Annotated in this window: 10 protein-coding genes and 1 pseudogene; 4 read left to right on the top strand and 7 right to left on the bottom strand. The window is 39.6% G+C overall.

Going from position 1 to position 12,286, the window contains the following annotated elements; translation table 11 throughout:
- Positions 1-329 (bottom strand): annotated as a pseudogene (locus tag E1176_RS13810) (hypothetical protein); the annotation flags it as partial.
- Positions 330-545: 216 nt separating this feature from the next.
- Between E1176_RS13810 and E1176_RS13805 the strand changes: the two are divergent.
- Positions 546-707, top strand: a complete 162-nt coding sequence (locus E1176_RS13805; protein ID WP_155211220.1) for a DUF1328 domain-containing protein — start codon at positions 546-548, stop codon at positions 705-707.
- Positions 708-822: 115 nt separating this feature from the next.
- On the opposite strand, the gene E1176_RS13800 is transcribed toward E1176_RS13805, so the two are convergent.
- Positions 823-2,193, bottom strand: a complete 1,371-nt coding sequence (locus E1176_RS13800; protein ID WP_155211219.1) for a cystathionine beta-synthase — start codon at positions 2,191-2,193, stop codon at positions 823-825.
- Positions 2,194-2,301: 108 nt separating this feature from the next.
- Here E1176_RS13800 and E1176_RS13795 point away from each other — a divergent pair, with 108 nt between their 5' ends.
- Entirely contained in the window at positions 2,302-3,693 is a 1,392-nt protein-coding gene (locus E1176_RS13795) for a carboxypeptidase-like regulatory domain-containing protein (protein WP_155211218.1), read from the top strand.
- On the opposite strand, the gene E1176_RS13790 is transcribed toward E1176_RS13795, so the two are convergent.
- From E1176_RS13790 to E1176_RS13770, 5 genes are all read right to left on the bottom strand, one after another.
- Positions 3,690-4,613, bottom strand: coding sequence for an aspartate carbamoyltransferase catalytic subunit (locus E1176_RS13790; protein WP_155211217.1), 924 nt, complete (start codon positions 4,611-4,613; stop codon positions 3,690-3,692). The genes E1176_RS13795 and E1176_RS13790 overlap by 4 nt on opposite strands.
- Positions 4,613-5,161: a bifunctional pyr operon transcriptional regulator/uracil phosphoribosyltransferase PyrR gene (gene pyrR, locus E1176_RS13785; RefSeq protein WP_155211216.1), complete on the bottom strand. Its 549-nt coding sequence runs from the start codon at positions 5,159-5,161 to the stop codon at positions 4,613-4,615. The genes E1176_RS13790 and pyrR overlap by 1 nt, the downstream gene beginning before the upstream one ends.
- Before the next feature lie 69 nt (positions 5,162-5,230).
- Positions 5,231-6,748, bottom strand: a complete 1,518-nt coding sequence (locus tag E1176_RS13780; RefSeq protein WP_155211215.1) for a hypothetical protein — start codon at positions 6,746-6,748, stop codon at positions 5,231-5,233.
- Positions 6,741-8,315: a hypothetical protein gene (locus E1176_RS13775; protein WP_155211214.1), complete on the bottom strand. Its 1,575-nt coding sequence runs from the start codon at positions 8,313-8,315 to the stop codon at positions 6,741-6,743. Before E1176_RS13775 ends, E1176_RS13780 begins: the two co-directional genes overlap by 8 nt.
- On the bottom strand, positions 8,312-8,722 hold the full coding sequence (locus E1176_RS13770; protein WP_155211213.1) for an EVE domain-containing protein: 411 nt from the start codon (positions 8,720-8,722) through the stop codon (positions 8,312-8,314). The genes E1176_RS13775 and E1176_RS13770 overlap by 4 nt, the downstream gene beginning before the upstream one ends.
- Positions 8,723-8,882: 160 nt before the next feature.
- Here E1176_RS13770 and E1176_RS13765 point away from each other — a divergent pair, with 160 nt between their 5' ends.
- Both E1176_RS13765 and E1176_RS13760 read left to right on the top strand, forming a co-directional pair.
- A complete protein-coding gene (locus E1176_RS13765) occupies positions 8,883-9,893 on the top strand; it encodes a glycosyltransferase family 9 protein (RefSeq protein WP_155211212.1) in 1,011 nt (336 codons plus the stop codon).
- Between the two features lie 174 nt (positions 9,894-10,067).
- On the top strand, positions 10,068-12,286 hold a 2,219-nt coding region (locus tag E1176_RS13760; RefSeq protein WP_155211211.1), incomplete at its 3' end, for a T9SS type A sorting domain-containing protein.

Genomic DNA, 12,286 nt, shown 5'->3' with positions numbered 1-12,286 from the left:
GATACGCCTAGCCTGTCATGTAATTTTTCAAATATTTCTGAAGCACTCAGGTAAAAATTAAGTGATTGCGGATAATCACCCTCGGCCCAATTGATACCACCCAGAACGTTTAGAGCTGTGGCTTCACCTTTAAGAAAGTTGATTTCTCGTGATTTGCTGAGTGCGATATCTACATCATCTTTGGCTACAGCCGGATTGATATAGACATACTCAATCGACATTGCATTGAGTAAATTAATGCGCGTAGTATCTGAGGTAGCGCGTTTTAGCTCTTGAGAAAGACTATCCACCTGCGCATTTTGCCCATAAACCACCCCAATCTTCGCCAACAACACTATAACAAATATATATCTACACATACGCATGAAATACAAAGCTACACAATCGCCACAATTACCGGCTTGTATGTAATATTTTGAGAAAATAAGTACACAAAGACTGGATGCTTAGTTCCACGGTTGTAATCTGGTATCTACCAAAATCTTTAAAATTACTGATGGTGCGATTTTTTCTATGGTTGTGGTGATAATCAAACATTAAAAACTATGCTTAGATGGACGTTAATATTTCTAGTTATTGCTCTTGTCGCTGCCCTATTCGGGTTTGGCGGTATAGCAGCTGGTGCTGCCGGAATAGCTAAAATTTTGTTCTTTATATTTCTCGTACTTTTTGTTATATCCCTTATATCAGGAGCAGTACGTAGGTAACCACCATATGGATAAAAAAGTAAGGGTGCCCGGAAAACCGAGCACCCTTTACCAAAACTTACTTACATTTAACATGTTATCAACCACTTAGGAAGAAACAAGTTTTATGCCAACATTAATTTGTCATCGCCATGAGCAGATCATGTTGGGTGATGATATGCACTTTTTGATTATCGTCTCTCACTAAAACTGCCTTATTTTCTTTGTTGATCATAGAAGAAAGCACGTCTAAGGTATTATCCATACCCACAAACGGTAGAGGATTATCCATTACCTCTTCAATCTTACTGTTTTTCAACTCAGGATTTTCAATAATCCGCTCAAGTAGTTTAGCACTATTTACACTCCCTACAAAGCTACCGTTGTCAACCACTGGTAATTGGTCAACTCCCTCTTCATTGAGCATTTTGATTACTTCACCAATTGATTTAGATTTTTCAACTGTATACAGGCTATCCTGACCATTTTTATTGTCAATGATATCCTGAGCTGTCGCGAAATCTCTAGACTCAAGGAAGCCATGATCTTTCATCCAGTTGTCGTTGTATACTTTGGCCAAATATCTGGTACCGTGGTCTGGTAATATGATTACCATAGTATCATCTTCTTTGAGGTTTTCTTTGGCATATTCCAAAGCACCGTGTACGGCAGAACCACAAGACCACCCTACAAACAACCCTTCCTCACGCGCCAATCTTCTGGTCATGATCGCAGCAGCTTTGTCTGTTACTTTCACAAAATGATCGATCAGGTCGAAGTCTACATTTTTAGGTAAAATATCTTCTCCAATACCTTCAGTCATGTAAGGATAGATTTCCTTCTCGTCAAAAACGCCAGTTTCTTTATATTTTTTAAATACCGAGCCGTAGCTGTCAATACCTACTGTAACGATATCTCCATTTTGCTCTTTCAAAAATTTAGAAGTACCGCACATAGAGCCTCCAGTGCCCACACCAGCGGCATAATGTGTTATCTTCCCTTCAGTCTGCTCCCAAATCTCAGGACCTGTGGTTTCATAATGTGCCTGAGCATTGGCAGGGTTGTCGTACTGGTTAGGGTATATTGAGTTAGGGGTTTCTTCATTCAGTTTTTTAGCTACTGAATAATATGACCTCGGATCGTCCGGAGCTACATTTGTAGGGCATACAATTACCTCTGCACCTACAGCTCTCAGAATGTCAATTTTCTCCTGAGATTGTTTATCAGAAAGTGTAAACACACACTTATAACCTTTAGCAATGGCTACCAAGGCCAAGCCCATGCCGGTGTTTCCAGATGTACCTTCGATGATAGTACCACCAGGCTTTAAAGTTCCGTCTTTCTCAGCATCCTCAATCATTTTGAGGGCCATACGATCCTTCATAGAGTTACCCGGGTTGAAATATTCAACCTTTACAAGTACAGTTCCTTTTATACCTTTAGAAACACTATTTAGCTTTACGAGAGGCGTATTGCCGATGGCCTCTATTATCGAATTATAGTACATTTTTATGTGTATTTTATTTTTACTGCAAAATTAGGAATATCTACCCTGATAAAATAAGTATGAGACACTTTATTGCCATACTATCAACTTTTTAGCAGCTTGAAGACAATGAATCAAATCTATACCACAGATAAAATGGCAGATGCGAAACAAGAACTAGTCAGACCGAGTTTAAAGGAATATAAAATGCTTATCAATATGCGGTTTGCCACTCTGTTATTTACACTTCTTGTTATTCCTACGCTCACATCATTAGCCCAATCTCAATCTATCGAGGCGATAGTTATAGATGGTGATAGCAAAAAGCCCGTTTCTTACGCCACGATTATTTATCCTGAACAGCAATACGGTTTTAGTGCTAACGCCAATGGGTACTTTAAGATCAAAATGGTCAATATCGAAAGTGCCAAGAAAATTGTTATCTCCAGCATTGGTTACCAGCAGTACGAAAGCACACTGGGAAAAATGATTGAAGACCAGGTAGACACGATCATTTTAAACCCTAAAGTGACCATACTCAAGGAAGTTTTGGTAAAAGCAGAAACTGAAACTCCCAAGGAAATGATTGAGCAAACCAGTAAGTACCTCAAAGATTTTTTAGGCAGCGACCCATATTATTTATTTATAAACTATAGAGAGTCTGTAAAAAAGAATGACAAGTATGTCGGCTATACAGAAGCGATGGGCATGATGCACGTATCAGGGTATCAACCTGGCTTTAATAACAAAAATGAGGTTTTTGCCTATGACCTGGCACAATGGAAGCACCTCCGCAGAGTCATTTACCTCATACCAAGTGAGTGTGATAGAGAAAAGAAACGTGCTTTGGGAATAAAAAAATTGACAAAGGCCAAAGCTAAATACCTCTACGATGGTCCGTTTACCAATCTTGATGACTTTGATTACACGATTGACAGCCTTACCAATTTTAACGATACCGATGTTTTTATCATCAGCTTTACGCCCCTTTCAAAGAAACACTCCTTTGCCGGTAAGGCCTATATAAAAGTTGATGATTATGCCCTGGTGAGCCTGGAAGTAACGGAAGAAAACGCCAACAAAACACTATACGATAAATGCACTATCTCACCTGAGACCAATTTTAAAATAAATTACACCAAAGTGGGAGATCGATATTTTCTAAAAAATACAGAGATGGAACTCGCCTATGTCTGGAATAACACGGTAATCAAAGAGCACCTGGCTTTAAGCAGTGAGGAGTTTAGCAGGAACGAAACAATTGACCTTAATTATGACCAGAGAATGGTGGTGTATAATGAAATGATAAACCCCAGCGTGGCCTTTAATGATAGTTTTTGGTCGAAAAATGAATTACCACAGGAGTTGGATACTGATTTGGGCACAAATATGAGTCTACAAAAACAGTTCTTTTCAAATAGTGGCAAAAGACCTATTCCATTGCCAAAAGATGTGGCAAACTATGAGCAACTGTATAAAAATAGAGATCTATTTAGGCTTTTTGTAAACCAGGAGTTTTAAGAAACACCTGCCAGTAAATAAAGCACAGCCATTCTTACGGCTACTCCATTTTCTACCTGTTCCAAAATGATAGAGTGATCTGAGTCAGCCACGTCACTATTTAGCTCAACGCCCCGATTAATTGGGCCCGGATGTAGGATCGTAATTTCCTTATTCAGACTATCGAGCATCTTTTTGTCGATACCATAATAAAGTGAATACTCACGCAATGATGGGAAGTATTTGATGTGCTGTCTCTCCAGTTGGATTCTCAAAACATTGGCTACATCACACCATTCTAGAGCTTTTCTTACATCCAACTCCACCTTTACGCCCAAAGAAGAAATAAACTTGGGCAGTAACGTGTTGGGTCCGCAAACCATCACTTCTGCTCCCAGCTTTTGCAAAGCGTAAATATTTGAAATTGCTACCCTAGAGTGTAAGATATCACCAATAATAGCCACTTTAAGCCCTTCCAGTGATCCATATTTTTGGTGAATGGAAAATGTATCTAACAGTGCCTGGGTAGGATGCTCATGAGTACCATCTCCGGCATTTACTATGTTAGCTTTTATATGTTTGGATAGAAAATGAGGGGCGCCCGGGCTACCGTGTCTCATTACTACCATATCGACCTTCATGGCCAGAATATTATTTACAGTATCGAGAAGGGTCTCTCCTTTTTTAACCGAGCTACCCGATGATGAAAAATTGATGACGTCTGCAGAGAGTCTTTTTTCCGCCAGTTCAAAGGAGAGTTTGGTTCGTGTGGAGTTTTCGAAAAAGACATTGGCGATGGTCACATCTCGGAGCGAAGGCACTTTTTTGATTGGCCTGTTGATTACCTCCTTAAAATTTTTAGCTGTTTCAAAAATAAGGTCAATATCCTTTCGGTTGATGTTTTTGATGCCGAGCAGATGTTTTTGACTGAGTTGAGACATTATTTTTCTTCCTTATTTATAAGCCAAATCTTATTATTCTTGAATCCCTGTGCTTTGAGCTCTACAAGTACTTTTTGCCAGGCCATGGTATTAACCTCTCGCCCGATATAATCAGGCTCTATTGGCAATTGTCTGGAGTACTTACGATTGACTAATACCAGCAGCTCTACTTTTCTAGGTCTACCAAAAGCAATCATAGCATCAAGAGCAGCCCTCACCGATCGGCCTGTAAACAGCACATCGTCTATAATTACAACATTTTTGTCCTCAATTATAAAAGGCACTTTAGTAGCGTTTGCTTTTACGGGAGTTTCCCTTCTTCTAAAATCGTCTCTGTAAAATGTAGTGTCGAGATAACCGAGGTCGATTTTAGTTCCGGTAGCTGCCTCTAGTTTTTCGTGGATGATCTCTGCCAAAAACACACCTTTAGGCTGTAAACCTAAAATGGCTGTATGTTCAAAATTTCCGTGATTTTCAATTAATTGTTGGCAAAGTCGGTCGACTGTGATATTGAGAAGCTCTGTATCGAGTATTAGTTTTCTTTGCATAGCGAAACTCCTGCAAATATAGATAAAAGTTTAATTCTACTTCCTTTCAGATTGTGAAATTAGCGGTATTTAATGAACCACCAATTTATTTAAGAAAAACACATCTCTTTTGAGGCGTATCCCTTCTTGCTGCATGTTTTTTATCGATTGCTCACCAAAAGCCACGAATACATTATCGTACCATTTTTGCAAGCCATAAATCGTGGTACTTTTCTCTTCAGTCTCATCGTTTTCGTATTTCAGCTTGATATCTACCAGCTCCTTACCTTCGATCACCTCATTGCCACGGATTACCTTTGACCTGATGGCATCATCAAAAACGTAAAGCAAATCTACATTATCTTCACCAACGCTAACATGTACAAACTGCTGCAATTGCTTTGAAAGCACGTCCTTAATTTCAAAGCTATTGTCCCATAGTATATTGCCATTCTTATCGAGGCCAATCACAACAGCGTGCGTATATTGAAAGCCCACAAATATGCGATCGTAAGAATAAAGGCCTCTGTTCACCGTCCAGGCGCTGCCAAACATGCCGCTCGACCCGGGAGTAGATTTGTATTGCGGGTAAAAAGCCTCACCAAGTAAAATATACTGATCACCATAGGAAATCAGCTCGTGTACGAGCAGTCTGTAATTAAATCTGATTTTTTTATTTTTAACCCGCTTTCTTTCAATGCGTCTTTTCACCCGTTGCTCGCGTTTTGCGCGCATGTATTTAAAGAAGTTCTCAAATTCGGCATAATTATAATACTTGATTTTCTGCTCACCGTAATCATTGATATTGGCCACAAAAACCCCTCTGGAGTACTCAGAGTTGCGCCTGCCATAGACACCTGCTACAATTTGCGAGGGCCATTCCAGCGCTTTTGATCTGCCAAAAAGTGGTGCTCTCCGTCTGGTAGCCTGTAGTTCGATTACTTTTATAAGGCGAGCATTGTTGTCGAAAGTATTGATATAGAGTGTATTTACCCGTTCAGCGTTGCGCCCTTTTACGATTACATCTATGGTGTTATTTTCACTCACTTTCATCTGCACCAGCTCTGAGTGATCGTTGAAAAGGCCCGGCAAAATCCTCGGTACACGCTCCTCAAAATCGAAGAGCAATACCAACGGCCTGTAGTTGAAGTACCCTCCTATAACCACAGACTCTCCGGTTACTTCCATGTCGAAATAAGAAAATGGAATGATATTTTTTATAATGTGCTCACGCACGGTACCCGACCTCACTTCTAATTCGATGAGTCTGAGGTTTCTTGTTTTGCTTGTTATATTTCTAAAAAGCAGGTAAGCTTTGCCATCATGATATTTCTGAGCCATAAATCTCAATGAGGCATTAAAAAGAAATCTATTTTGCCAGACTTGACTAAAGGTGGTATCTAAAACTGCGACTTCAAAAACAAGGCTATCAGTTACTTTCGGGATATTTAATGTACGCCAGAGCATGACGCCCTGCTTTTCACAGGCTATTACTTCATAGCTCTTTTCATCATTTGCTAATACAATTTCATGCCGGTCTGGCTGAAGAATTTGACTAAATCCACTAATCGATAAACTCAGAAAAACAAAAACAAGTAATCTATTCAAACCGCACTTTATTAATAAACAGCACATTGCGCCTTTTATCTACATCTACCGCTACCTTATTTTCTACTTTGTGATAGCCCCAAACAAAAAAATGATTTCCGTACCAATACTCGGTACCTCCGATGAGGTCATAATTATGTTTTATCTCATCGTACTCATCGTTGAGTTTTATTGGCTCAGTGGCTTGTATGGATGAATCCTGGTCTACCAGGTATTTGTAGCTAATGTTTTCTTCATTTCTATAGAGCATCAAAATCTGCTCATCTTTCTTTGCCACATCGGTAACGGCTGCTAAAGAAGCGGCCTCTACGTCTTCAATCTTTAGACTTTGGTCCCATTTGAGTTTGCCTTGTTTATCCAGATGCAAGACTATCGACTCTAAAAACTCGAAATGATTGGCGCCATCAACATTTACCAGTCGGTTGGGTTGACGGACATATTGGTAATTGGCCCCTGTGAAATTGTAGTTTTGGGTGTTATCGAAATAACTATTTTGAAACTCCGTGCGATTGGTTCTGTCGTATCGTGGGTCGTAAACTTCTGCAGACACTAAAAAACCATTCTCAGTTTTATCAATGTCATGCATGAGCAATCTAGTTCGGTAATCATAATCTTTGCCTGCTACTTCTCTTCTTTTCACTTTTTCTCTAATACGCTCAGCACGTCTCGGCCTCATGTAATCGAAAAAATGCTCGAGGTCAGTAAAATTGATGTAAGAAACTACATTGGGTTGCCCCTCAGGTTTGGCTATGGCAAAATATATACCCTGAGAGTAGTAGCTGTTTTTGGCTCCGAAAGTACCGGTGATGGCTATATTACCATCTATAAAACCAGTGGTTTTACCACTTAGTACTTTGTGATCCTGCATCATCTCTATCTCACGCTCAAATAAGATTGTGCCGTCTTTACTGTGAGTTCTAAGTCTGATAAAAAATCCTCCGTAACCTTTCTCAAGTGTAAGCACATTGAAGGTGCCGTTATTATTACTTCTGAGGTCTATCACATCGCTTCTGTCTTTGAAGAAACCCGGTATAATTTCAAACTTGCTTTCTCCTATTTTATAATTGACTAATGTAGGGCTATACCTCACATAACCTGCCAGCACGATTACACCATCTACCACCGTGATATGCGACAGATCAAGTGCTACTTCATTTTCAATATCATAAGTATTGACCTCGCCTCCATCTATCTCTATCGTGATTAAATGATAATCGTTTTTCTCAAACTCTCCGTCTCTGAAAAGTAAGTAAAGTCGACTATCAGCTACATCATAGGCTTTGAAAGAATGGCCGTAGGCTATACTGAGCTCATGCTTCCACATTTCCGTCATCGTAGTATCAAGGCCTGTTACTTCCCAGGTATCTCCTTTGGCTCTTTCTTTAAATGAAAACTCTTTGTTTGTATCTCTTATAATCAGCAGGCCTAACTCACCCGCTGGAGCTACTGTAAAAAAATCATCAGTATTTTTCTTTTCCATTTCGAATCGATTGATCTGAGCAACCTGTCCATAAATGGAGTAACTAGAAGTAATGGAGATGAGTATAATGAGTAATAGTCGGGTCATACTTTTTCGCTAAGACCAATAATAATATCAAATTCTTCTTTGGCCACTGGCTGCACTGATAACCTGGGATTGCGCACCAATGCCATATTAGACAACCTGTCATCGGCCTTAATATCGGCCAGGGTAACTACATTTTTGAGTGCATACTCCGGAGCAACATCCACAACCACCCAAGCATCATTATCCGTGGTCGGATCCTGATAATGTTCTTTCACAATCTTAGCTACGCCTACAATCGATTTTTCGTTCACACTGTGATAGTACAATGCCAAATCTCCTTTCTTCATAGCCTTCATATTGTTTCGTGCCTGATAATTGCGAACACCATCCCAATAAGTTTGTTTGTCTTTGGTAAGGTCGTTCCAGGAGTAAGTGTTAGGTTCAGATTTTATCAACCAATAGTTCATTCCAACGATTTATTGTTATTAACGTGACATCCTTTTTATAAATTTACACAAATAATCATTTTACAAAAGCTACGCAAAACCTGTTCTCTGTGAAAGTTAAAACCCATCAAAATTCTTTTATTCGACAGCTTTTTGAGCTATTTAATCTGACAGCCCACTTATGAAGAAGGTTTTAGTAATTCGATTTTCATCAATCGGAGATATTGTACTTACCACACCGGTTGTACGTAACTTAAAAACGCAACTTGAAGATGTAGAGGTACATTACTGCACCAAAATTCAGTTTAAGTCTATTGTTGAAAATAACCCTTACATCGACAAAGTCCATTACCTGGAAGATCGACTGAGTGACCTGATCAAGAGCTTGAAGAAAGAGAACTTTGATGTTGTAATTGATCTGCATAAGAATCTGCGTACCTCCATCATCAAATTTAGGCTGGGTGCCAAAAGCTACTCATTTGATAAACTAAACAGACAAAAGTGGCTGATGGTAAACCTCAAGATCAACCATTTGCCCAACAGGCATATTGTTGATCGCTATATGGACACAATCGCCCCTCTTAATATAAAAATGGATAACCTGGGGTTGGATTATTTCATACCTGAGAAAGACGAGGTGCCGATGGATTGGCTCCCGGAGACTCACAGAAAAGAATACGTTGCCTATGCCATAGGAGCGCAGCACAACACAAAGAAGCTACCGCTAAAACGCATGATTGAGCTTTGTGATAAAATCAATAAGCCAATTGTGCTGCTTGGTGGGCCGGGCGATGAAGTGGTTGGAAATAAAATCAAGCAATTTTTTGATAAAACGGCTAAATCAGAGCCGATGGAGGAAGGCCTGCTTGAAATGAATAAGAAAGCAATCATTTACAACGCATGTGGCAAATACAACCTCAATCAATCGGCCTCTTTAGTAAAACAGGCCAAGTATGTGTTTAGCCACGATACCGGCCTAATGCATATTGCAGCAGCTTTTAAAAAAGAAGTATTCAGCATTTGGGGAAACACCATCCCATCATTTGGAATGTACCCCTATCGCACCAAATTTACGGTCTTGGAAAACAACAAACTCGACTGTAGGCCATGCTCAAAAATTGGTCATCAGAAGTGTCCTAAAGGACATTTTAAATGTATGAACAATATTGTTTTCGATTTTTACATCCCATGATTGGCCTTGCAAATGTTAAGATTTTAAGTTATTATTGATGCTGTGAGAAAAAGTATCTCTATTCCTAAAATCACAATCAAACGACTCAGTTTGAGAAATTTGCAGCCAATCTTCGACTGCTAGTACATACCCGTTTTCTGCTTTTCTTATTCTCTCACTTTAACAATTTCGGGTATGAAATCACTATTTCTGGTATTTACACTTTTATTTGTTTCATTAACTCAAACACCTCTTTCTGCACAAGGAAAATTGCTTCTCGTAGGTGGTGGTACTGAGCTTGACGAACCCTGGGGCTGGAGTAACACGCCATATCAATGGGCAGTAGATCAATCAGCCAACAAAAAAGTTGCGATCATAGCTTTTGGCGAGAGCAGTGACCCTGAGTGGTTGCCAAACTACTTTATAAGTCTTGGAGCAGTAAAAGCTAAAAACTTCATTATCAACACCTCGGACTCTGCCGCCAGCACTGTCACTTACGATTCGTTAATGAATTATGACGTATTTTTCTTTAAAGGAGGTGATCAATATAACTACTACAGCACGTATAAAAACACACAAATAACTGCGGCTATCACCGATAAATACAATACTGGGGGAGTTATTGGAGGTACTTCAGCGGGGATGGCTATTTTATCAAGTGTGATGTATACAGCCGAAAACGGCACCCTTTATCCTGACCAAGCCCTGAAAGATGTTTTTCACTCTAACATTACTTTAGCTGATGATTTTGTAGACCTCCTCCCTAATTATATAGCCGATACACATTTTGTTGAACGAGGCCGCCTTTCAAGACTGGCAGCATTTATGGCCAATTGGTATCTAACTACAAACGACAACGTTGGCGGAATTGGTGTTGACGACCGCACAGCTTTTTGTATTGACGAGAACTATATGGGAACTGCATACGGAACAGGTGCAGTAAATATTTTACATGCTGCTGACTTCTCTACAGAGGAAGGTCGGCTATCCACCGACTCGATTAACACCACGCTCCTGTTACATGGTCAGTCTTATAACCTGATTAGCAAACAAAAAACAACATCGTACACAGAAGATATTTCAGCAAACATCTTAACTGAGGACAGTAAACGCATCATCTATCTTGCCGGAGGCAGCGCTTTAAATAAAAATCAAATGCTGCTTAATGACCTGATTGCCCCAAATGACTCAATAGTAATTGTAACGGGCACCAGTGGAAGTCTGGCGAATAGCTATGGCGATTACATCATAAATACACTCAATGCACAGGCTTTTTTGATCAAAACTAATGTGAGTAGCGATTCTTGTAGTACTGCTTTAGACAGGAACCTGATTCTCTCAACATCCAAATTCATGTTTGTAGGTAACGACTTTGAGATACTAATATCTTTTGCAGACGACCACCCTACCGGTAAAGTTTTAATGAAACACTTGCTAGAGCAAGAGGTAGAAGTTGCATTTATTGGCGAGGACACAAAACTAGCGGGACCCATGTATGTAGCTAACAATACAGGAGATGAACTCAGTGCTTATTATGGCGAACTAGAATATAAAGAAGGATTAGGTTTATTAAACACAACCACCATCGTGCCTGACGCATATGATCCTTCCAGCTCAGATTTCTATGAAAACAACACCGCAGCCATACAATTTGGTATTGCTAAGCACCAAATGGGTTATGGAATACTAATAAATGATGGAAGTTATGTCAAGCTGTACCCCGAAGGCGGTAAAACCTGGGTCAAAAATTTTGGTGACTACTCAAGTTTGTTGATTAAAAACAATGGCTCAATGGGAGACTTTGCCTCCCAGCAGGTAAACAGTAGTGGTAATACAAGAAATGTAGCTGGTATAGACCAATCTCAATTAGCCTTTCTCTCCTCCACTCCTTTTGAAATGGGTAGTGCATCGCAGCCATCTGCCGCTCCTCAACCCCTAGAGCTCATTGCTCCAAACAACTTATCTGCTACTCTTAAAAATGATGAGGTAGAACTCTCCTGGGAATTAAATTCCTCTGATGAGGTTAGCTATGTACTGGAGAGAAAATCAGATAATGATGACTTTACAGAATTGCAAACAATTGATAATAGTGTCTTTTCATTTTCTGATAAAACTATTGTTGCCGGAAAAAATTACGACTATCGAATTAAAGCCATTGCTGACTCAAGGAGTTCTTGTTATTCCAACACAGCCTCTGTAAGCGTAGTTACATCTATACCTAAAGAAAATACTGGTTTTTTAATCTACCCTAACCCAGTTACCCAAGGCATTCTTCGTATAAAAGGTGCCGCACGAAGCTTATCAATTCATAATACGATAGGAGAAATAGTATTGCGAAACAGGCTTCAGGAAAACGAACAAAATATCGATGTTTCTGAGCTTAAAAATGGTCCTTATTTCATAGTCATCAACAC

The sequence above is a fragment of the Fulvivirga aurantia genome, from assembly GCF_009711475.1.
GTDB lineage: Bacteria > Bacteroidota > Bacteroidia > Cytophagales > Cyclobacteriaceae > Fulvivirga > Fulvivirga aurantia.
Note: the sequence above shows the minus strand (reverse complement) of the source record. Positions and strands in the feature narration are given on the sequence as shown.

Excerpts from the sequence above, each read along its gene's own strand:
- E1176_RS13805 (WP_155211220.1), top strand. The coding sequence starts at position 546 with ATGCTTAGATGGACGTTAATATTTCTAGTTATTGCTCTTGTCGCTGCC.
- E1176_RS13800 (WP_155211219.1), bottom strand. The coding sequence starts at position 2,193 with ATGTACTATAATTCGATAATAGAGGCCATCGGCAATACGCCTCTCGTA.
- E1176_RS13795 (WP_155211218.1), top strand. The coding sequence starts at position 2,302 with ATGAATCAAATCTATACCACAGATAAAATGGCAGATGCGAAACAAGAA.
- E1176_RS13790 (WP_155211217.1), bottom strand. The coding sequence starts at position 4,613 with ATGTCTCAACTCAGTCAAAAACATCTGCTCGGCATCAAAAACATCAAC.
- pyrR (WP_155211216.1), bottom strand. The coding sequence starts at position 5,161 with ATGCAAAGAAAACTAATACTCGATACAGAGCTTCTCAATATCACAGTC.
- E1176_RS13775 (WP_155211214.1), bottom strand. The coding sequence starts at position 8,315 with ATGACCCGACTATTACTCATTATACTCATCTCCATTACTTCTAGTTAC.
- E1176_RS13770 (WP_155211213.1), bottom strand. The coding sequence starts at position 8,722 with ATGAACTATTGGTTGATAAAATCTGAACCTAACACTTACTCCTGGAAC.
- E1176_RS13765 (WP_155211212.1), top strand. The coding sequence starts at position 8,883 with ATGAAGAAGGTTTTAGTAATTCGATTTTCATCAATCGGAGATATTGTA.